Source organism: Akkermansia sp., from assembly GCF_020860705.1.
In the GTDB taxonomy this organism is placed as follows: domain Bacteria; phylum Verrucomicrobiota; class Verrucomicrobiia; order Verrucomicrobiales; family Akkermansiaceae; genus Akkermansia.
In genome coordinates this window covers 1-20,599 of sequence record NZ_JAJBTT010000043.1, presented here as the reverse complement: position 1 = coordinate 20,599, position 20,599 = coordinate 1, and the positions used below count along the sequence as shown (strand labels likewise).

Sequence of the window (20,599 nt, the reverse complement as noted above, 5' to 3'; positions counted from 1 at the left end):
CACCCTTTTCCATTTACGCCATGTTTCACCATCTCAACATCGTTCCCGGCCTGCTGGCCGCAACCCTGCTCCTGAGCGCGCCCGTCCAGGCGGCCCTCCCGGCCTACAGCGCCGTCAAGGACGAGGCCAAAACCGTCAACAAATACATGATCGTCGTGTGGGCCGGCACGGACTGGTCCCCAAAATCACGTGAAGTTACCCGCGCCGTGGAGCATCTGGCCAGGGACTCCGCGGAACCCGTCCTATGGTGCATCCAGGACGAACGGGACGAAATGACGGAAGAAGAAAAGAAACTTCCCAAGCCTCCCGGCGAAATCTGGAACATCCCGGCCATCCAGGTGGTTTCCCCCACCGGCGGCATGGTCTTCCTGTCCGAAGGCGTTTCCAAGGAAACGCTGCCCGCCGTCATGAAGCAGGCCATGGAAGCCGTGAAGCAGCAGAACAAGGCCAACGCCCTGTGGGAAAAGGCGGCCGCTTCTTCCGGAGTGACCGCGGCTCTTCTTTACGGGGAAGGCCTCCAGCAACTGCCCCCCTATGCGGCCTCCGCCAGAAAAGACATTCTGGAAAAAATCAAGCAGGCAGACCCGGAAGACACCAAGGGCATGCATTTCAAATACACCTTCAAGCACCTGCCCTACATTGAGAAAGTGCAGCGCATGGTGGAAGACTCCGGCAAAAACGGCGGCCAGAAAGACTACAAGGCCGCCCATGCCTATGTGGACAAGCAGCTGAAGATCCCCGGCATGACGCCCCTGCAGAAACAGCAGGTCATGGCCGCCAAATTCTGGCTCTACCGCAGCGAAGGGAAAAAGGACCTGGCTCTGAAAACCCTGACGGACATCGCCAAAATCTCCCCCAAGACCCTCATGGGAATAGGCGCCCAGAACTATTACCGCTACCTGACGGAACCCGTCACCCTGAAGGAACCGCGTTTCACGGGCTACGACCTTCGTCCGGAGCTGACGCCCACCCGCGTCAACATCGCCAGCATGCTCAACGGCCCCGGCAACTACAAAATCACCTTCAAGATGAACAGCGGCGGCTGCAACATCCGCAACCCCCGCTTCATGAGAGGAAACCGCGTGGTCAGCGAACTGCCCAAGGAACAGCAGAACAAAAACGGCCGCGAATTCACCCTGCGCCTCTCCGGTTCCGAAAAGCCGGACCTGGTCTTTGACTGCCAGGGCCAGGGCTGGTTTGAGGCGGACTGCGACATCATCGTGACCAAGGAATCATAACTCCATCCAGCAAGCGGCAAACGCACCAGAACAGCCGTATCAAAACCTTCACAAAGGCAGGATGCTCCCAAGGGACTTCCTGCCTTCTTCTTTTCCCAATTCTTTCGTCAAACGGTATTCCTCCAACATGCCAAGATCGCAAAGAGTGAAAACTTTACAGCAACAAAATATCTTTTTTTCATTTTTGCGCTATCCGAAAGGCATTCATTAGAATTTTTATAAACTCTATATAAAGAAACATGAATAAGCCATCAAAATTAGCCGTGTGAATATCCCCGTAACCACTCTAGTAGAGAGCGCCTCTCCATAAGCAAGTCACTGAGAAATTTCTCTTTATAGTACTTTTTGTCTCAAATCATGTAGAGATCTCACCTTTAAAGCAATTATTCATCATTTTTTTACAAATGCATCTTGACTTTCTGCATATTTTTCCCCAGAAGGGAGTATGGTTTTTTCTTTGAAATCCATCATTCTGGTTATGGGAAGCATAGTGGGCACGGCTTATGCTCAGCCAGCATATGATTTGCCAGCTTGCCCCATCCCCCTTTTAACTGATGGAATAGTAGCTTCTGATGGAAGCATTTGGGTAACAGGAGAACGTTCTGGCGTATACAAACTATCTCTTGATGAAAACAAAAATGGAGAGTGGATCAACACAAATTATTATGCAGGATTTCCAAAAACACAAAATTTCTATACCATTGCGGAAGATTTACAAGGGCGTATCTGGGTAGGGACTGATAATCAAGGTGTTATTGTTTTTAATGGAGAAAATTGGAAAAGCTACACAAAGGAAAATGCTTTATGCGGAGAACGAGTGTTTGACATTGCCGTTTCTCCCACCAGTGGTGAAGTAGCAATTTCCACCTCCGGAGGAGTGACGATTTACAATCCAGCCAATGAGCATTGGAGAGATTTAAATCGTCATGACGGCCTTCTTGCCGACCAAGTAGAGGCTCTGTCATTCGATAGCGAAGGAAAACTATGGCTTGCCTATGCCTGCGGTGGAGTGGCCTCAAGTTCCTCCAAAAGCGGGTATTCTAAATGGGAAAATGTTCAGGCTCCCTGGTACTGGGATGCTAAACAATATATACGGCAACCGTTCAGTGGGAAGGGAGAAGGACTTCCTTCCAACCTTGGGAATGCAATTCTGGCTAAAGGAAATGGTAATGTATGGCTCGGCACGACATGTGGTCTCGCCAGCAATTTCCCAACAGGCCGCTGGCAATACATTAGAGGAAAAGATTACGAAGCAAAAAACAAGGGAGTATATGGAGGAGGCAAAGCGTCTTCCAGGAAATATGGGAAAAACGATCTTTTACCGGAAGATTATATCACCTGTTTATGTGAAACTCCTGAGGGAATATGGGTAGGTACGAGGACCAAAGGAGCCGCCCTAGTAGACAAAAAGACATTAAAAATATTGAAAACAGAAAATCTTATTCCTAAGCAAAAATACGACCAACAGACATTTCCGTCAGAATGGGAAAAACTTCCTGCACAGTGGATAACAGCCTTTCTGCCGTTACAGGATGGAAGCGTTTATGCCGCCACTTATGGAAGAGGATTAGTCAATATCACGAAAGGTAACCTCACATGGGAGAAGAAAAAAGCCAATGAAAGAGATTTTCCGAATCACCCGTCTTATCCGCAACCACTGAATCAAGAAAAATTGATAGAGGAAATAGTGAATCTGGGAAAGTATCGCGACAACAATAAAAATTCTCCGGCTTTATTTTGGAAAGAAGATTGGGCTACACAGGGAAGGTGGTGTGAACGGTACGGCCGGGACTTTGCGGTTCTATGTGCGGCAGGAAACATTCCCCGCGATCTTAGCATGACTCTTGAAAACCTTTCTTCTCAAATTATGGTGGCCGGAAGAATAGGATGCCACAGTTCGCCTAATGATTCGTTACGCCATTGGATTCATCATCATAACATGGCGGGAAATCCCAATGTACTGCATAATCTTTCCTATTATTCTAAAACTGAAGCGGAATGGGATGATCATGGAGAGGCGTATCCAAGAACTTTTGACGGTCCTGATGTCTGGGCTGTCATTAAAGTGCCAGAAGGGAAACACCAGATATCTTTGTATTTTTATAACCCTAATGGCTTGGAACAAGCCAATGCAGCCCAGCGTGACTACCTTGTGGAAGTTCGTAAATTCCAAAGCAAGTATCCGGATGAACTTGCTTTAAGTCCTAATCTCATTGATCCCAAGCAAAACCGCGTACCCCTAAATTTTGATCAAAAGGAAACCGCAGATATTCTAAAAACCCCGGTTTTAACTCGTTTCCGAGTTAAATCGTTCGCCGGGTCCGGAGTCTACAAAACAATCCTTGTCAAAGAAAAAGGATATTATTTCATCCGCATTGGGAAAAACTATTCTTTCAACACATTGCTAAACGGTATTTTCATTACAAAGCTTGAAGAAAAAGACGGAACGCCACCAATCCGAAAATCAATGCTGTTTGAATATGCAGGAAAATGCCCTCAACCTTGTCCCATTACTGATCAAGACGCTAAAGCACATGCCTTGTTTTTGGAATACTGGTCCAAACTTACGGCTCCACATTTTTCTCCCTCCTATCTTTCAAAGGCTCGTCAATTAGCTCTGCAAATCTACCGCATCATTCAGCATACCGCCCCCAATTCATCCCTTATTCCTAATTGGAGATGGACTTTAGGCATGTGGAATGAACAAGAAACTGATAATTTTGAACAACTAATGCTGGAAATTTGGCATCAAAAACAAGAAAAATTCCCTGATCCTTATGCTTCTAAAAAGTTTTTCCCTTTTAGTCCAAGAACAATTCCATTTGCGCCGCTGGAAATTCGCATTATGCGTTACATGGACATAGATTGGCATCAATACCTTCCCGACTATCAGGGAATACCAAAACCAAGCGCAGAAAAATTTCATCAACTCATCAAGAATATGACTGAACAGGAATATAAGGAATTGGCACAGAAATATACTGAAAAGAGATTGATGAAATTAAAACAACAAATCAGAAAAGAAAATGAATAAAATTATTCTAATAACCTGCGCTATACTTAGTACCTCCAGTATATCGTCTGCTCTTGACGTGGATTACACAGTATCCATTGTGGCAGGGCAGGAGGAGCTGCGTCTCGAATCCAAATCTTCATATCATGCCGTCGTCCGTGTCGATCCCTTAGATGAGATTGAACGTAAAAAGCTAGAGAAAATGATTACTTGGTCTACTCCTGATAAATACTTTACAGTAAATCCATATCCTGAAATACCCACCATATGTGAAGTGATAGCAAATAAAGGCTTTCACACTGTGAACAGAACAGGTAGTTTAATTGCTAAATGCGGTTCAAAAGAATCACTCCCTTACTTTATCACTATCGTCCAATAATTATAGCCATTAAAAGCAGCTTGAAATTCAAGCTGCTTTTTTAATTCCGTTTTACTGATTTTTTGAGAAGAAATTATTCGTGCCTATCTATCTTCCTCCGCCAGCTTGCGGCGGTATTCCATGCGCTCCCTGATGCGCAGTTCCAGGCCATTCCCGGTGGGTGTGTAATAAACGCGGCCTTCCGGAAGGTAGGCCTCGGAAACGAAGTGTTCCGGATAGTCATGGGAGTACAAGTACTCCAGCCTGGCGGCAGCTGCACCTCCGGCAGCGGCCAGTTTCTTGCGCGTGGGCGTCCGGAGATGTTCCGGCATGGCAAGCGGCAGCCGCACAAAACAACCGTATTAGAACCTTCACGAAGGCAGGATGTTTCCAAAGAACATCCTGCCTTCTTCTTTGAAACCGGAATAGCATCCCTCTTTTGTAAAGGAAACAATTTTTTAAAGTATCACATACTGCTCATGTCATGGAATCGCATTAAAACACTATTTTTCTATCTTCCTTTATTAACATGATTCCTTCTAGATCTTATGGATGTTTTGACACAAGAAAGTACAACTTCACCTGCGTTAATTCTGTTCTTCCCATCACTAATCCATCGCGAGATGATAGGACTCACATCCCTCAGATAAAAAATATCCACGCACTTTAAAAAGCTTTTAACATTAGAGACGTTAAAAAGTATGCTCAATCCTCATCCAATGTCTTCAGACGTTCTCGATATTTTTCCGCTGTTCGTTCACTTTTTTTAAGCTCTGCCAGTTTAACTCCCATATTGAGCGTATCTTTCAAAACAGACCGATCCGTTATTTCTTTGAGACTTTGTTCTACGAAGTCCAGTGCCATTGAAATATAACGGTCATCCTTCCACTCTGTCAGAAACTTCATGTAAAAATCGACTATTTCAGAACGCGTTTTTCTGTATGCGTTTAACGAGACAATTGTTTTCTGTAGAAAGACAGATGTTCTCATTTTGACACGGGAATTAATGATTTTATCATTCTTGCGATAAAATTCTGCCCACTTTCCAAACAAGTAAGTACTCGTCTTATGGTCGTACACCATTTTCATTTGCATAAGCTCCGGAATATCCTTCCGAGCCTGTTTCCATAAATTACGCAAATAAATATCTTGAGATTCTTCTGTCTCAGCACGGTTCAGCATCAAAGCTGATAGTTGAAATGGATCAAGAAGCCTTTTAACATTGGGCGCCAGATGGTGATTAACCAGATATTCAAGCACTGCCGGTTCTTCTTCAAAAGAGGCGTTCAACTCCAGTGCTGTTGTAAGCACCTGTTCGGGGGACATCCCCTGTCTTTTTTCATCCGGTTCAGTACCTCCTGCCAAGCTGGGTAATTTTTCCGGTTCTGTTTCAAAGCATATTCCAGTAAGCGATCTTTGAGTTCAGGGGACTGAACAAGCAATGCAAAATAATAGGCATTGTTGCTCTCCTCCGTTTGTCCCATCACCAAATAATGATCCAACGCCTGAATGCAAGCCGTCGGCCCCTTCCAAGGTATCGGACCATTTCCCTCAGACCAATTCCAACCACCACATACATTGTTACCAATAACCCAGTGGTTCCCTGGTTTTTTCCAGATAAAGGCACAGTGTCCCGGTTGCCCGATGGGATAGGAGGGAATTCCTTTGACGCGGCAGAATCCGCTTGCACCCTTGGAAACAGCTCCACAAACCCCGCCATATTCCGTATAGATTTTTAAACTGATGGGATTATTATCATAAAAAGCCGCCCCTGCATGCACGCTAACGCCATTCTTGTTTTTGCTTCGATAAGGAATTAATCCACAAGCAGTTTGTCCTATGTTTCCTTCCTTAATTTTCGGTCTTAAAGCAAGGTAATTCTGAGCCCATGCCATGTCATCAATTTGGCCAATATTGAGAATTGTCTTGGTGACAATAGACATCTCCCAAGGTTTAAGAGTTTTAAATTGGACAAAAAGATTTCCGTCAGCATACGATTGCTTGTAGAAATCATACTTAGCGAGCAATTCCTCTTCCGAATATTCATGCGCATTCAGGGCAACACCGGCTGCCAGATTAAGTAAAATTCCGTCAAGCTGTCCGTTTTCCTTTTGCCAGATAGAACGCAAAATTCCCATTGTGTTCCATGATCCACAATTGGCAAAGGCCAAATCCCGGAACAAATCTGGACAAGTAAATAACCACTCTACGAACTTGTGATCCTTCAAGGCATCACAAGAACTTTTTTCACAAACCTTTGGCTGGGAAAAATACCGGGCAATATGGCTGGCCAGAACCAAGTCTGGGTCAGCCAAAGCCTGAGCAATTGATTCATCATTGAATTTACCCCATTTGAGCCGATCTTGAACCTGCATGCGGCAAAATTGCGCAATTCGCTTGCAATCCGCCGACTTGGCTTCTTCTCGTATTTTGCGTTTCAGTGGACTGTCTTCTTTCATGGAACAGCTTGACGAAGTAAAGCTATTCTCAGGGGAAATTTTTTCTCCTTGAGCCACGTAAGAAACCAGTAAACTGGAAAAGATAATAAATTTTAAATATCCAATCATTTTTTAATTTCTTAAAACTCTTATTTCATACAAGAAAAAGAGAACTGAATAAACTCACTAATGGATAGAAAACATATCCTTCATAAAGTATCAGCTGTACCCATTATTTAAATATTCAAAAATATATAAAATCAATATTTATTGAATATATTAATAAAAAATTCAGAATATGTTTCACTTGGGTTCTAAGTAAAATACGCTAGTATGTAATTCAACTGCTTTCCTGAAACATTCTTATAATCTAATCATATTTTATCCAAAATTATGTTTCTACATGGATTCATGCCATGCAAAGAACAATCTCCCTATAACTAATTGAAATTGATCAATTTTATCACGGTTTAGGTGGTAAATTAGTCATTGTGATTCGAAGAGGTTTTACAAAAACTTTGGTATTATTAGATTGGGTTACATCGCACTTAAGAGTACAACTTATTGCCGAATCTATATGATCATTTCTTCTCAGAGTAACAGTAACTGCTTGCTGATTTTTAGGTTCCAATTCAAAACTAGGCTGGCGTTTACCCTCTTTACTCCAAGCATATTTAAAAAGGCTTGGCTTAACTTGCAGTTTGTCAGCTTGCCTCCTTACAATGAGTATAAATCTACCGCCTATATCCTTGGAAAAGACAGCGTTGCCTTCAATAGTTCCCACAAGACCGGCTCCATTTGCAACAGAGAGCGTCTGTGTTCCAATAATTATCGCGGTTAATATATTTTTACGTTTCTTTATAGTTTTTTGTTTTTTTGTTTTATTTTTTCAAGAATTCTTCTTCCATTTTATTATATTCTTCGTCAGTCATTTTTGAAATCTTTTCCTTGAGTTTTATTGCATCAATAACCGGCTTATTTTTGGAATCCGGTAAATAATCCTTCCAGTTTATCTCCATGCATTGCATTGCACGTATTTCTCTAGGTGAAAAGGGAATTGTACGAGGGCTATATGGGAAAAATTCTTCACTGCGCATCGTAGGAAATGTATCCTGCACAGCATACCAAGTTTTCAACATGAAATCTTCAAACGAATTATGTTCTTTTGTGCTCCACATCCTCAGGAACCATCTCCAATTCGAAATAATTGGCTGCCCTCCCTGTTGCGAGTGCATAAGCCTGTATAAAGAGTACAATAAATTACGACTCTTGGATAAATACTGTCCTGACGCAATAGTGGAAGAAGCCTGATCCCACATCTTGAGTAAGGCGGAGTACTGAACACGATCCTTCCTGTCGATTTCCTCCGGATGAGGTGGTCTTTGAGCATAGGCAAAAACGTCATGGTGTGCATATTGTGTGGATTCAGGGTTAATCCGCGTAATAAAAACACCGTTCAATATAGCAAGAGATGAATAATTATTGACGATTCTAAAGTAATACCTTCCTCCTTTACCAACAAAAAACGATTTGTATACTCCACATCCCTTAAAATCATATATGCGGGTTCTTGCTAATACAGGCCTCTTCATGGCATTTAAGACCTCCTCTTCCCAAGTAATTTCTTCGGGCAGAGGAATTTGAGCCGATCTAACCTCCAATAAATAATCCTTGTAACACTGGCCGCTTCCCTCTCTCTCCATAATTATGGAAATAGAGAGCTACTTCATGTTTTCCTTCTGGAATATCAATTACGGACCACAGATCCGGCCCATCGTTGCGGGAATTATAATCCACTTGTTCTTCTTTCCTGTCCATCCATTGAGCAGCCGCACGAGTACCTGTTTTAGGATTGTAGAGAACATTGGGATTATCCACAATATCGCCTTGAAAAAACAGAAGATAATAATCATCGTTACCATACTTGTTCGGACCGACTTCTCCACGAATATTGATCTTGACATCTCCCCTCGCTACCTCAAAACGCATGATTTCATCATCTCCCTGAGGCGGAGCGGTCGCACATAATAATGCCCTATGCGTCCCGTACCGTTCACACCAGTCTCCCTGGGTCGCCCAATCTTCCTTCCAAAATACAATAGGAGAGTCCCCTTCCCTGAACTGCCGTTCCCTCTTTTCCAGTTCTTTCATGATTTCCTCCTCACTCGTCAGTCTGGCAATTTGCGGATGTGCCGGAAGTTTGTTTTGCCCCAGCACCTTCATTTTTGAGGTACTATTTTTTTCCCCTTCAGCTATCTTCACCATATTAAATCCGTAGGTCGTTGCATAAACAGCTCCATCAGGCATTGGGAGCATGGAAGTTACCCAAGGAGTCTTGATGTTTTCAGAAAATTTCCCCTCTCTCTTTTTTCTCATTGTTGATGGATCTAAGAGAATTGCTCCTTTTTCACGGAAACCTACCCACAGTCCCTGGCTACTCCAGGCCAGGCTGGTTACATAATCTTCCGGCAGGAGATTTCCTGTCCGGTTTCGGGATGAATTGGCAAAAGCCGGGGGATTCATGAGTCCCTTGTTCTTTTCAACATAGTCCTTTCCTCTCAGGAACCTCCACTTCCCACTTTGCCGGTTTCCCATCCAGCTCAACCCACTACTAGTGCCTGCGACGACTCCACCATTGGGCAGAGTCAGAATAGCATTACACAAATTTGACGGGATTCCTTCCCCGGTTGTTTCTAACGGCTGGTGCGCTCCGCTCTTTTCATCCCAATACCATGGCGCTTGCACCGTTTGAAGAATCTTGTAATTGTCCTTACCCGAAAGTTGAGAGACACCGCCGCACGAGTAAGCAATCCAAAGATCACCTGCCGTATCGTAGGAAAGGGATCTGATTTGGTCTTCTACCAAGCCTTCCGCTCTCGTCAGGCTGAACCAGCTTTTCTTGTTCGGATCATAGATGCTAATGCCTCCTGAGGTAGCCACCGCCACGTCTCCGGTTTTGGGAGAAACAGCTATGTCGAAAACACGTTCGCCTATCAATGCATTTTCACGGTTATAAACTTTCCATTCTGTTCCGTTAAAAACGGCCACCCCCTTGTTGTCACTTCCTGCCCAGATTCTTCCCTGTTTATCTTCCGCTAATGCGTAAAAATTGGCTGTATCGGGTAATCCCGAGTAATAGGTAGCCGCCAACCACGCGTCTTTCGAAGTATTGTTCTTTCCAGGAGAGTATCGATAAATCCCATTGCCTTCGCTTGTTACCCAAATCGAGCCGTCTGAAGCCACGAGTCCATCCGTCAGGTAGTCAGCAGGACAAGCAGGTATTTTTTTGGGAAATTCAACCTGATTTGCAGCTTTTCCTAGTTCAGCCAAACCGCAATAAGCCAGACATGTCAGGATGACTAATATAAATTTACAAACTCTTGTAAAATAAGCTAATTTCATAAGAACAAGTATATAAAAATTCTGCAATATATCAATGAACAGACATACTGTTAATCTTTTTCATGAAGACATTCAAAATATTTTTAAACAAGTTATATCTGCTTTTATTGGTTGCTTGTAAGCCCTAGTTGTGAAATTTTTCTGCCATCGGCATAGGTATTCCTATAGGCTAATTAATAGAATAGCGGTACATCTCTCAACCCAAAAAGTCAAACAATTTCTTTTGTTAAATACAAAAGAAATTGTTATAACTTATTGATATATAATGATATAAAAATCAATTCACCCAATATTTTAAAATATATTTCATAGGTAAAAATGCAAAAAACTTTCCTCAGCTTTTACTCCTTTTTTCCCTTCGCTTCCTCCGCCAGCTTGCGGCGGTATTCCATGCGCTCCTTGATGCGCAGTTCCAGGCCATTCCCGGTGGGGGTGTAATAAACGCGGCCTTCCGGCAGGTAGGCCTGGGGAACGTAGTGTTCCGGATAGTCATGGGAGTACAGGTACTCCAGCCTGGCGGCATCCGTACCACCGGCAGCGGCCAGTTTCTTGCGCGTGGGCGTCCGGAGATGTTCCGGCACGGCAAGCGTCCTGCCATTCCGCACATCGTCCATGGCGGCATTAATGCCCATGTAGGCGGAATTGCTCTTGGGCGCCGTCGCCAGATACACGGTAGCGTGAGCCAGAGGGATGCGCGCTTCCGGCATGCCGACCATTTCCGCAGCACGCGCCGCATCCAGCGCTACGCGCAGGGCGTTGGAGTCCGCCAGACCCACGTCTTCCGACGCGGCGATGACCAGCCTTCTTCCGATGAAACGGATGTCCTCCCCGGCTTCCAGCATCATGCCAAGCCAGTACAGGGCGGCATCCGGATCGGAACCGCGCATGGATTTGATGAAGGCGGAAATCGTATCGTAATGGGAGTCTCCCAGGCGGTCGTACTTGATCGCCTTGCGCTGGATGGATTCCTCCGCCACGGAGAGGTTCACATGAATAACGCCGTCTTCCGCCGCAGGAGTGGACAACACAGCCACTTCCAGCGCAGTGATGGCTTTCCGGGCATCTCCGTCCGCCTTGGCGGCCAGGTGGTTCAAAGCGTCCTCCTCCATGTCCACACGGTACGCTCCCAGCCCGCGCTCCGTGTCCGCCAGGGCGCGCTTCAGCAGGGAGGCCAGTTCTTCCTCCGGCACGGGCTCCAACGGAAAGACCTGGGAACGGGACAGCAGGGGGGAGTTGATCGCAAAGTAGGGATTTTCCGTCGTCGCGCCGATGAACCTGACCGTTCCCTTTTCCAGATGAGGCAGCAGGACGTCCTGCTGCGCCTTGTTGAACCGGTGCAATTCATCCACAAAGAGAACGGTTTTCCGCCCATGCATGCTCATCCTCATCTGCGCCTGGGCGATCTTTTCCCGGATGTCCGCCACATTGGATTCCACCCCATTGAGCATCATGAAATGGGCGTTTGTCGTCTGCGCAATGACAGCGGCCAACGTGGTCTTCCCGCAGCCGGGAGGACCGTAGAAAATCAGGGAAGTAAACCGGTCCGTTTCAATTGCGCGCCTCAGCAGTTTTCCCGGAGCCAGCAGATGCTTCTGCCCGGCCACCTCATCCAGAGTGCGGGGACGCATGCGCGCGGCCAAAGGCATGGCGGACATGTTGGCTCCGGGTTCAAAGCCTTCCCGTGCCTCAGCCTCCTGTAAACTGAACAGATCCATTAAAAATATTTTACCCGGCCGGAAGGACGGAGAAAAGACCAATCCCCGGAATCCGGCAACTTTCACGACCGGGATGTCATTCTCCTTTCAAGGAAAGGAACCGGAGAAAGAGCTGCCCCCTGGAATAGCCTTTACCCTCACAGCCGCCGCAAAAGAATACCGGATAGCCCGTAGAGATGGAGGCTTGGAATCTTTTTTATCTGAGGCGGAAAAAGAAATAGGGAAGGTATTTTATCGTTGAAAATCTTTGCAAGCGTTCCGGAGAAAGAAGTTATAAGGGCCTGGAGGCCCTTATTCCCGGGAGCTGCAAATCAGTGGAGCACGGAGACCTCCCACGGAACAAATCTTCCATCTTCCCGCCATCCGTAAACGTTCCAAAGCAGCCGGACGGCCAGAAAAAACAGTTGCCCGTGAAAGCGTCCAATCCCCTTCCATGCAGCAGATCTGCCAAGGCACTTTATCCAGAGAAAGAAGGTACGAATTGAAGAAACCGCTCCGGCATGCCGGGCCCGGCAGATGGAATGCCGTGGCTCTCAGGCTCTGTACGGGAAATTTCTTTCTCCGTATCCAGGAACATCAGAACACCCCGCTTTATCCGAATACGGACCAGCAGGACAGCATCAGCACCATGCAGACAGGAGCAAGCACGCTGAATAGGAGCCCCGCAACCGCCAGTCCCTTGCGGTTAACCTCCCAGTAACGGAGGGAGGCGATCAGCATCCAGATGGGAAGTACAATCATGTGGATGAGCGCCAGCAATCCCCAACCTGCCAGCACCAGAATGAACAACCAGGGAGCCGAGCCGTCCACATCATTGGTCGGCATGAAATAGCCGAAGATGCGGTACACGAACAAAAAGGAGACGAAGGCGGCAAAAGGTATCCATCCCCAGCGGGCTTCCTCCTCCCGGCGAGCCATCACCAGTTCAAGATAGGGATCATTAAGTACAGATAAATGATTGGCAGATGAACTTCTGAAGTAATACATATTGTTGTTGCTCTCTATTATTTACCCTTCCTCCTGTCAACGATATTCAACCCTGGAGGCCGCCCTACCCTGTAGGAGATTATTTTCTCTAACAAATACGAAATATCAACTTCAGTCAATCATCTTATCGTCATGGCAAAGTATTGATCCATCAGATAAAACCTATTCTATTATGAATGCATTTCCATGGCTCCGGCCCCTCGTTCATCCCCTTCCCCAACGAAGGAAAAAGTCTTCCTGAACGATTCAATTTGCAGCATCATCAAAATTTGTCATGCATGACTCCTTTTCTGCCTGAAAAAAGGGACTGCCCCCGCTGCACAAGCGGAGACAGTCCCTGAATGATGATGAACCCGGGAATGCCCGGAAGGGTTACTTGCCCAAAAGTCCCTTGAAGTATTCCAGCGTCGTCGCCAGGCCTTCCGGAAGGGTATGCCTGGGCTGCCACCCGGCGCTGCGGAGCTTGTCCGCACAGGCGCGGGAATGCTTCACGTCGCCGGCGCGTTCCGGGGCATGCAGCACTTTGGAGGAAGAACCCGCAGCCTTGATGATGTCATCCGCCAGTTCTTCAATGGTGATCTGGCCGCCGTAACCGGCATTGAATACGCCGGTGACTTCCGGATGTTCCGCCACGAAGGTGAGGGCGCCCACGATGTCCTTCACGTAAATGAAGTCGCGCGTCTGCGTGCCGTCGCCGTACACGGTGATGTCTTCGCCTTTGACGGCCTTTTCAATGAAGATGGGCACCGCAGCGGCATAAGCTCCCTTGGGGTCCTGCCTGGGGCCAAAGACGTTGAAGAAGCGCACGGCGGCCGTGTTGACCTTGCCTTCCGTCCGGAACATGTTGAGGTAGTATTCCCCGTCCAGCTTGGTGATGGCGTAGGGACTCTTGGGTTCCGGATACATGGTTTCCAGCTTGGGCACCGTAGGATTGTCACCGTAAATGGCGGCGGAAGACGCCAGCACGATCTTTTTGACTCCGGCAGCGGAGGCTTCCTCCAGCACGTTCAAAAGGCCGTTGACGTTGATGTCAATGCATTCGCCGATCTTGCTCATGGATTCCGGCACGGAGACGAGTGCGGCCATGTGGAAGATGTAGTCCACGCCCTGCACCGCCTGGCGCACCAGTTCGCGGTCGCAGATGGAGCCTTCAATGAAGGTGTGCTTGAGGCCGTCCAGGTTCTTGAGGTAGCCCGTGCGCAGGTTGTCCAGCACGCGGATTTCCTCCGCCTTGTCCTGATAGTGTTCCACAATGTGGGAACCGATGAATCCGGCGCCGCCGGTTACGAGGATCTTCATGTTTTTTCCGATGTTGGTAGGTATTGATTAGTAGCGGTCCACAATGGCCTTCATTTCGTCCATCTGCGCCTCAATGGATTCCACCAGGGCCATCTGCGTGCGGCAACGGTCCAGGTTGTGTTCCGGGCGGTGGATCTTGAAATACACGTCACCGGACAGGTAGTCCGTCAGGAAGCGGATGCCGCATTCCATCGTGAGCAGCTTGCCGGAGAACGGAAGCAGGCTCTTTTCCAGCGGCGTCAGGAAGCTCTTGGCGGAGCTCAGGTATCCCTGTACCAGGGCTTCAAACATGAACATGCGCATCGTGACTTTGGAGATGTCCTTTTCATCTTCCGCGGCGGGCGACGTAGCCGTGCGGATCATGTCCCCGAAGTCATAGATGGCGGAGCCGGGCATCGTGGTGTCCAGGTCGATCACGCAGATGCCTTCCCCGGTCACGTCATCCAGCATCACGTTGTTCAGCTTGGTGTCGTTGTGCGTGCAGCGCAGGGGCAGTTCACCGGATTTCAGATAATCCACCACCAGATGGCAGTCCGCTTCACGGGCCAGGTACCAGTCGATTTCCTTCTGCACTTCCTTCACGCGGCCCAGGGGGTCGGACTGGATGGCTTCCTTCAGAGCCGCCAGGCGGGAAGTCGTATTGTGGAAATCAGGGATGGTTTCAAACAGGGGTTCTCCGGGCAGGTCAGCCGTCAGCTTCTGGAATTCGCCAAAGGCGCGGGCCGCTTCCTGGCACTGCTTGGTGGTTTCAATCTGGTCATAGGTGCGTGCCCGTTCAATGAACGGATACACGCGCCAGCAATTGCCGTCCGCATCCAGGGCGTAAGGCTTGCCGTCCAGTGAGGGAACCAGCGTGAGGGTGCGGCGGTAGGCTTCCGGGCACTGTTCCTCTTTCAGGCGCTTCAGGGCGTGGTCCGTCACGCGCTTCACGTTTTCCATCAGGGGGATGGGCTGCTTGAACACGTTATGGTTCACGCGCTGCAGGATGTAGCGGAGGCGCTGGCCGGCCTGGTCCACCCAGATGCAGTAGGTATCGTTGATGTGGCCGCTGCCGTAGGAATAGCCGTGGACGAAGTCGCCCCGGAGATCAAACAGGGATGATACAGCCTTGAGATCGTGCATGGCTTGAACTTAGTTGAGCTTTTCAGGGTACACGCCCTGCTGAATCAGCTTGTTGATGCCTTCCACCACCATGGGCTTGTCACCGGGATAGGTCACGCCGAACCAGGTGGAAGAGGTGGGGAGCACCTGGCAATCCGCCCGGTCGGCATGGATCAGGGCGTCTACCACGGTGGGAATGAAGCATTCGCTCTTGGGTTCCTGGCCGTGTTCCTTCAGGAAGTCAATGAAATGGGATTCCGTCAGGTCAATGAAGGAGGGGGAGAAGAGCCAGAAGTTCATGGAAACCAGTTCGCCGGGATCCACAGGCAGGCGTTCGCCCTTCAGGTTGTTGCCGCGCACCACGCCGTCTTCATCAGCCTGGATTTTCACAAACTCTTCCACGCCGTCCAGCAGGCCCGCCTTGATGGAGCAGATGCCGCGGTTCACGTCTCCGTTATCGGAGAGGGTGTTTTTCAGCGGATAGCCGATCATGCCGTAATGGGCTTTTCCGGGTTCATCCGTCGTGGAGGTCAGGAATTTGGCGGCCTGGACAAAGGCGTCCGCACCGTAAAAGTCATCCGCGTTTACCACGGCAAAGGGTTCCTTTACCACATTACGGGCGGCGCGCAGGGCGTGGGCGGTGCCCCAGGGCTTTTCACGGCCTTCCGGCACGGAGAACCCTTCAGGCAGGTCGTCCAGGGACTGGAAGGCGTAGTCCACCTCAATCTTGCCGGCAAAGCGGCTGCCAACCTTTTCCTTGAAAATATCTTCAAAATCACGGCGGATAATGAATACAACCTTTCCGAATCCGGCCCGGATAGCGTCATAAACAGAGTAGTCAAGAACGACTTCACCGTTGGGGCCCATCGGGTCAAGTTGCTTGAGACCGCCGTAACGGCTACCCATACCAGCTGCTAAAACAAGAAGTGTAGGCTTCATCATACGCGGCTCATTATGACCAAGCCTCCCCGTTTGGCAACTGGAAAATGCCACGGCGCAGGAGAAAACCACCCGTCAGAAAGTATAAGAGCACCAAAGGCCCAGCACCGCTTTTTTGAAATCGTCGCGCCCGTACCCGCAATACCATCCCAGGAAAGGCTCCACCCTCAGATTGCCGGAAACGGCCCACAGCACCCCCGTGCGCACCATCAGTTCCTTCAAGCCGCTCTTGCCGAGGTAATCATGGGAAAATCCCAGAGAAACCGTGTTCACCATGGCTACGGATTCGCACAGCAGGGGCTTCCAGGTGACGCCCCACTGGGAGTACAGGCCCTCCTGTCCGGAATCATACAGGAAGGAGCCGCTGAAGGACCAGGCCGGCAAAGGATTCCACTTGAGGGACAGGCCGGGTTCCGTCCCGCTTTTCAGGGGGCAGGAATCATACCACTGCCTGTTGACAAACAATCCGGCCACGCATTCATCCGCCAGATAATATTGGAGCTCCGCATGCAGGGTGGTCTGACTGAAATTGCGCCCCTGCCAGTTGCGGATGGCAAAGAGTTCACCGCTGACTGCCCATAAGTCGGACAGGGCCGCGCCGCCGGAAATCTGGCCCTCCACGGAATTGGGGCCCATCTTCTCCCCGCGGTAGATATAGTCTGAACGGTACCCGCCCAGGATCTCCCCCCCCATGCGGATGGGGGAGCGGCCGTCCACCTCCGTCAGAGGGGGAGGACCGTCATACCCCCGGACCGCCTGCACGGCGCAGCACAGGATGATGGGAAACAACCTCATGAAGGCCTTTTAACACAGTCTTCTGCACCATACCAACGCCAAAACGGGGCATGCACATTCTCCGGACTTGGCAAAAGGGGAATCTGCCCTTACCCTTTCGCGCATGATTCATTTCACCCTGTTCGGGATACCTGTTTACATCCGCCCCAGCTTCTGGGTGGTGCTGGCCATCTTCGGCGGCGCTCTCAACATCAACAGTGTGGAAGGTCTCATTTATCCGGCCCTGTTCGTCATTGCCGGCTTCATCGCCATTCTTTCCCATGAAATGGGGCACGCGCTGGTGGGCCGCAAGCTGGGCGGAGGACAGCAGACGGTCGTTCTGGAACTCTTCGGCGGCCTGACCAGCAGCCACGGCATGCAGCTGACGCGCGGAGGGAGGGCCCTGATGATTCTGGCAGGCCCCATGATGACCCTGCTGCTGGGCGTTTTCAGCCTGTGGATCACCTGGAACATCATCGCCCCGGTCATGACCGCCAACAACCTCACTCTCTGGGACCTGGCCCTCAGCCCCTTCACCGCGGCGGCCATTTCTCCCCAGCTGTACATCCTTTCCTGCCTCATCATGATCGGGGAATGGTGGACAATCCTGAACCTGCTGCCCATTTATCCCCTGGACGGCGGCCAGCTGATCGCCCAGTTCATCCGTTCCCCCAAAAAAGTGTTCATGACCGGCTTCATCACGGCCATCCTCATCGGTCTGCTCAGCTTCCAGCTTTTCCACGGCTACTTCATTCCCGTGTTCATGGCCCTCTTCGCCTACAGCAATTACAGGGAATATAAAAACGCCCCTTTTTAAATTCAGGCACCGTTTACGGGCCGCACCCGTCCCATTCAACATACCATCAACATGTCTCAACAAACTGCAATCACCCCCACCCGCGCCCAGGATTTTCCCGAGTGGTACCAGCAAGTCATCAAGGCCGCCGACATGGCGGAAAATTCCGAAGTGCGCGGCTGCATGGTCATCAAGCCATGGGGATACGCCATCTGGGAGCTCATCCAGAAAGACCTGGACCAGCGCTTTAAGGACACCGGCCACACGAACGCCTATTTCCCCCTCCTGATTCCGATTTCCTATCTGGAAAAGGAAGCGGAACATGCCGAGGGATTTGCCACGGAATGCGCCGTGGTTACCCACCACAGGCTGGAGGCCCAGAAGGATGAAGCCACCGGCAAGACGCGCATGATACCCACCGGGAAGCTCACGGAACCCTTCGTCATCCGCCCCACCTCGGAAACCGTGATCGGCGCGGCGTTCGCCCGCTGGACGTCCAGCTACCGCGACCTACCCCTCAAGGTGAACCAGTGGTGCAACGTGATGCGCTGGGAAATGCGTCCCCGCATCTTCCTGCGTACGGCGGAATTCTTGTGGCAGGAAGGCCATACGGCCCATGAAACGCGTGAGGAAGCCATTGAGGAAACCCTCACCATGCACAAGGTTTACGAGGACTTCCAGAGGGACGTGCTCGCCATCCCCACCATACCCGGAGAAAAAACGGAGGCAGAACGCTTCCCCGGAGCGGAACAGACCTACACAGTGGAAGCCATGGTGCAGGACCGCAAGGCCATCCAGGCAGGAACCTCCCACTTCCTGGGCCAGAACTTTTCCAAATCCCAGAATATCTGCTTTGCCGGCCGCGACAACACCCAGCAGTTCGCATGGACAAGCTCCTGGGGCGTTTCCACCCGCATGATCGGCGCGCTTATCATGATGCATTCCGACGACGACGGCCTGGTGTGCCCGCCCCGCGTGGCTCCCCAGCAGGTCGTCATCATCCCCGTTACTCCCAAGGAAGAAAGCCGCCAGGCCATTCTGGACCATTGCGAGGAACTGGCGCGCACCCTCCGGGCAAAAACCTTCCACGGCCAGCCGCTCCGCGTGCTGGTGGACAGGCGCGACCTGGGCGGCGGCGCCAAAAAATGGGAATGGGTGAAGAAAGGCGTGCCCATTCGCCTGGAAATCGGCCCCCGGGATCTGGAAAAAGGCTCCGTCTGCCTTCAGCGCCGCGACCTGCCCGTCAATGAAAAATCCTTCATCCCGGAAACGGAACTGGTGGACACCGTCACGGATATTCTCCAAAACATTCAGAACTCCCTGCTTCAACGGGCCATCGCCTTCCGTGACGCCCACATCCGCCCCGCCTCCACCCTGCGGGAACTGGAAGAAAACTTCTCCGGAGAAGGTGACGCAGACTGGCTTCAGGTGCCGTGGGACGGCTCCCCGGAGGAGGAAGAAGAACTCGCCAAACGGCTGCGCATCTCCATCCGCTGCATTCCGCTTGGAGAACTGGGCCGCGGAGAACCCGCCCCCTGCATCCTCACCGGACGGATGACGGAACGCCGCGTCCTCTGGGCCAGAAGCTACTAATCCATATTCCTATCCCCCTCCCTACGGGACTGTTCCAAGGCAAGGAAACCGAGCCTTTCCGGAACAGTCCCGTTTTTGATGACAAGAGGCGGCCATTCCTGATTTCTTCCCTTCTTTGAGGAAAAACCGCCTCCTTTCGAACACCGCTTCTCCCCGGCTGTTTATTAAGAATAGATACATGCTCTTCCGGTTCCTCCTTCGAGATACAGCCTCCACGTCATGATTTGGACAGTAGCGGCGCTCCTGGGAGCGCGCCAAAAGAAATCACCCGCCGGCGTACGAACACCTGAAGAAACAGGATCATCTGGACGTGGAAGACCTGGCGGCTGAAAGCGTCTAGCGAATCGTCCGGGCCTTGAAGAACAATGGCCTGACGCCGGAACCGGAGAAGCCAAACCATCACCCTCTCAACATGATCGGGAACATCACTTCAACTGGAAAAACAGAGCCTCTGCATGAACCCGGAAAAAGTCTCTAGGCAGCCTCTTTCATAAGGAAGAAAAACCTTCATAAAAACATGGGGTCTCTTCCACACGCAATGCTGCCGGTCTCTGCTTCAGGAAACATGAATTTTTCTCTAAAAAAATCTTGCCAAATCCGGATACCTCTATATATTCTTTGCCACACGGACGCTGTAAGGCTCCGGTCATTCAAAGCGGATGTAGCTCAGGGGTAGAGCGCAACCTTGCCAAGGTTGATGTCGTGGGTTCGAATCCCATCATCCGCTCCATTTTCCCATCTATGGCCTGCTTCATCAAGAGCAGGCTTTTTATTATTGGGTCAACACCAAAACCGGTGGGAAAAGATATTTGAACCCTCCACACTCCACCAGTACCCGGAGATGGTAGTTTTCAAAGTTTCGGTAGCCGTAGGGCCGCCTCTGGATAAAGCTTGGGTCAACGCCAAAATCGGTGGGAAGAGGTATTTGAGGTAGTTTTTCATCAGT

17 protein-coding genes and 1 tRNA gene are annotated in these 20,599 nt (G+C 49.8%); 7 read left to right on the top strand and 11 right to left on the bottom strand.

The genetic code is table 11. The annotated features are described in order from the left end of the window. Positions 1 to 20: 20 nt before the first annotated feature. The 3 genes from LIO64_RS10155 (at position 21) to LIO64_RS10145 (ending at position 4,630) form a co-directional block, all read left to right on the top strand. Positions 21 to 1,238 carry a hypothetical protein gene (locus LIO64_RS10155; protein ID WP_290549328.1) on the top strand — a complete coding sequence of 406 codons (1,218 nt, stop codon included), beginning with the start codon at positions 21 to 23 and terminating at the stop codon, positions 1,236 to 1,238. Between the two features lie 445 nt (positions 1,239 to 1,683). Further along, positions 1,684 to 4,272, top strand: a complete 2,589-nt coding sequence (locus LIO64_RS10150; protein WP_290549327.1) for a two-component regulator propeller domain-containing protein — start codon at positions 1,684 to 1,686, stop codon at positions 4,270 to 4,272. Positions 4,273 to 4,330: 58 nt separating this feature from the next. Continuing rightward, positions 4,331 to 4,630 (top strand): hypothetical protein, encoded by a 300-nt coding sequence (locus LIO64_RS10145; protein ID WP_290549326.1) that lies wholly within the window; start codon positions 4,331 to 4,333, stop codon positions 4,628 to 4,630. A gap of 83 nt (positions 4,631 to 4,713) precedes the next feature. Here the strand turns inward: LIO64_RS10145 and LIO64_RS10140 are convergent, their stop codons facing one another. The 6 genes from LIO64_RS10140 to LIO64_RS10115 all read right to left on the bottom strand — a co-directional run bounded on the left by LIO64_RS10140 (position 4,714) and on the right by LIO64_RS10115 (position 12,104). After that, the gene (locus tag LIO64_RS10140) at positions 4,714 to 4,941 is read right to left on the bottom strand and encodes a hypothetical protein (RefSeq protein WP_290549325.1); all 228 of its coding nucleotides are present in this window, start codon (positions 4,939 to 4,941) and stop codon (positions 4,714 to 4,716) included. Positions 4,942 to 5,314: 373 nt separating this feature from the next. After that, on the bottom strand, positions 5,315 to 5,974 hold the full coding sequence (locus LIO64_RS10135) for a hypothetical protein (RefSeq protein WP_290549324.1): 660 nt from the start codon (positions 5,972 to 5,974) through the stop codon (positions 5,315 to 5,317). Further along, complete coding sequence (locus LIO64_RS10130) at positions 5,896 to 7,068, bottom strand: hypothetical protein (protein WP_290549323.1); 1,173 nt, start codon at positions 7,066 to 7,068, stop codon at positions 5,896 to 5,898. The genes LIO64_RS10135 and LIO64_RS10130 overlap by 79 nt, the downstream gene beginning before the upstream one ends. A gap of 860 nt (positions 7,069 to 7,928) precedes the next feature. Beyond that, positions 7,929 to 8,750 (bottom strand): hypothetical protein, encoded by an 822-nt coding sequence (locus tag LIO64_RS10125; RefSeq protein ID WP_290549322.1) that lies wholly within the window; start codon positions 8,748 to 8,750, stop codon positions 7,929 to 7,931. Further along, complete coding sequence (locus LIO64_RS10120) at positions 8,698 to 10,449, bottom strand: two-component regulator propeller domain-containing protein (RefSeq protein WP_290549321.1); 1,752 nt, start codon at positions 10,447 to 10,449, stop codon at positions 8,698 to 8,700. The genes LIO64_RS10125 and LIO64_RS10120 overlap by 53 nt, the downstream gene beginning before the upstream one ends. Positions 10,450 to 10,790: 341 nt before the next feature. Continuing rightward, positions 10,791 to 12,104 (bottom strand): replication-associated recombination protein A, encoded by a 1,314-nt coding sequence (locus LIO64_RS10115; RefSeq protein WP_290549320.1) that lies wholly within the window; start codon positions 12,102 to 12,104, stop codon positions 10,791 to 10,793. On the opposite strand from LIO64_RS10115, the gene LIO64_RS10110 reads away from it, so the two are divergent. Further along, on the top strand, positions 12,094 to 12,405 hold the full coding sequence (locus LIO64_RS10110) for a hypothetical protein (protein WP_290549319.1): 312 nt from the start codon (positions 12,094 to 12,096) through the stop codon (positions 12,403 to 12,405). The genes LIO64_RS10115 and LIO64_RS10110 overlap by 11 nt on opposite strands. 350 nt (positions 12,406 to 12,755) lie before the next feature. On the opposite strand, the gene LIO64_RS10105 is transcribed toward LIO64_RS10110, so the two are convergent. From LIO64_RS10105 to LIO64_RS10085, 5 genes are all read right to left on the bottom strand, one after another. Next, positions 12,756 to 13,151 (bottom strand): hypothetical protein, encoded by a 396-nt coding sequence (locus LIO64_RS10105; RefSeq protein ID WP_290549318.1) that lies wholly within the window; start codon positions 13,149 to 13,151, stop codon positions 12,756 to 12,758. A 372-nt stretch (positions 13,152 to 13,523) separates the two neighbouring features. Next, positions 13,524 to 14,450, bottom strand: coding sequence for an NAD-dependent epimerase/dehydratase family protein (locus LIO64_RS10100; protein ID WP_290549317.1), 927 nt, complete (start codon positions 14,448 to 14,450; stop codon positions 13,524 to 13,526). 27 nt (positions 14,451 to 14,477) lie between these two features. Next, positions 14,478 to 15,572 carry an aminoglycoside phosphotransferase family protein gene (locus LIO64_RS10095; protein ID WP_290549316.1) on the bottom strand — a complete coding sequence of 365 codons (1,095 nt, stop codon included), beginning with the start codon at positions 15,570 to 15,572 and terminating at the stop codon, positions 14,478 to 14,480. A 9-nt stretch (positions 15,573 to 15,581) separates the two neighbouring features. Continuing rightward, positions 15,582 to 16,490: a sugar phosphate nucleotidyltransferase gene (locus tag LIO64_RS10090; RefSeq protein WP_290549339.1), complete on the bottom strand. Its 909-nt coding sequence runs from the start codon at positions 16,488 to 16,490 to the stop codon at positions 15,582 to 15,584. A 75-nt stretch (positions 16,491 to 16,565) separates the two neighbouring features. Continuing rightward, positions 16,566 to 17,285: a hypothetical protein gene (locus LIO64_RS10085; protein WP_290549315.1), complete on the bottom strand. Its 720-nt coding sequence runs from the start codon at positions 17,283 to 17,285 to the stop codon at positions 16,566 to 16,568. Positions 17,286 to 17,388: 103 nt separating this feature from the next. Here LIO64_RS10085 and LIO64_RS10080 point away from each other — a divergent pair, with 103 nt between their 5' ends. From LIO64_RS10080 to LIO64_RS10070, 3 genes are all read left to right on the top strand, one after another. After that, on the top strand, positions 17,389 to 18,081 hold the full coding sequence (locus LIO64_RS10080; protein WP_290549314.1) for a site-2 protease family protein: 693 nt from the start codon (positions 17,389 to 17,391) through the stop codon (positions 18,079 to 18,081). Between the two features lie 51 nt (positions 18,082 to 18,132). Then, positions 18,133 to 19,653 carry a proline--tRNA ligase gene (proS, locus tag LIO64_RS10075; protein ID WP_290549313.1) on the top strand — a complete coding sequence of 507 codons (1,521 nt, stop codon included), beginning with the start codon at positions 18,133 to 18,135 and terminating at the stop codon, positions 19,651 to 19,653. A 655-nt stretch (positions 19,654 to 20,308) separates the two neighbouring features. After that, positions 20,309 to 20,383: transfer RNA gene (locus LIO64_RS10070), tRNA-Gly, on the top strand. The last annotated feature ends 216 nt before the right edge of the window (positions 20,384 to 20,599 follow it).

Bases quoted from the DNA above. Each gene is read 5' to 3' on its own strand.
- LIO64_RS10100 (WP_290549317.1), bottom strand. From the start codon at position 14,450: ATGAAGATCCTCGTAACCGGCGGCGCCGGATTCATCGGTTCCCACATT.
- LIO64_RS10080 (WP_290549314.1), top strand. From the start codon at position 17,389: ATGATTCATTTCACCCTGTTCGGGATACCTGTTTACATCCGCCCCAGC.
- LIO64_RS10085 (WP_290549315.1), bottom strand. From the start codon at position 17,285: ATGAGGTTGTTTCCCATCATCCTGTGCTGCGCCGTGCAGGCGGTCCGG.
- LIO64_RS10090 (WP_290549339.1), bottom strand. From the start codon at position 16,490: ATGAAGCCTACACTTCTTGTTTTAGCAGCTGGTATGGGTAGCCGTTAC.
- LIO64_RS10150 (WP_290549327.1), top strand. From the start codon at position 1,684: ATGGTTTTTTCTTTGAAATCCATCATTCTGGTTATGGGAAGCATAGTG.
- LIO64_RS10095 (WP_290549316.1), bottom strand. From the start codon at position 15,572: ATGCACGATCTCAAGGCTGTATCATCCCTGTTTGATCTCCGGGGCGAC.
- LIO64_RS10125 (WP_290549322.1), bottom strand. From the start codon at position 8,750: ATGGAGAGAGAGGGAAGCGGCCAGTGTTACAAGGATTATTTATTGGAG.
- LIO64_RS10110 (WP_290549319.1), top strand. From the start codon at position 12,094: ATGGCGGACATGTTGGCTCCGGGTTCAAAGCCTTCCCGTGCCTCAGCC.
- LIO64_RS10140 (WP_290549325.1), bottom strand. From the start codon at position 4,941: ATGCCGGAACATCTCCGGACGCCCACGCGCAAGAAACTGGCCGCTGCC.
- proS (WP_290549313.1), top strand. From the start codon at position 18,133: ATGTCTCAACAAACTGCAATCACCCCCACCCGCGCCCAGGATTTTCCC.
- LIO64_RS10115 (WP_290549320.1), bottom strand. From the start codon at position 12,104: ATGTCCGCCATGCCTTTGGCCGCGCGCATGCGTCCCCGCACTCTGGAT.
- LIO64_RS10130 (WP_290549323.1), bottom strand. From the start codon at position 7,068: ATGAAAGAAGACAGTCCACTGAAACGCAAAATACGAGAAGAAGCCAAG.
- LIO64_RS10155 (WP_290549328.1), top strand. From the start codon at position 21: ATGTTTCACCATCTCAACATCGTTCCCGGCCTGCTGGCCGCAACCCTG.
- LIO64_RS10105 (WP_290549318.1), bottom strand. From the start codon at position 13,151: ATGTATTACTTCAGAAGTTCATCTGCCAATCATTTATCTGTACTTAAT.
- LIO64_RS10120 (WP_290549321.1), bottom strand. From the start codon at position 10,449: ATGAAATTAGCTTATTTTACAAGAGTTTGTAAATTTATATTAGTCATC.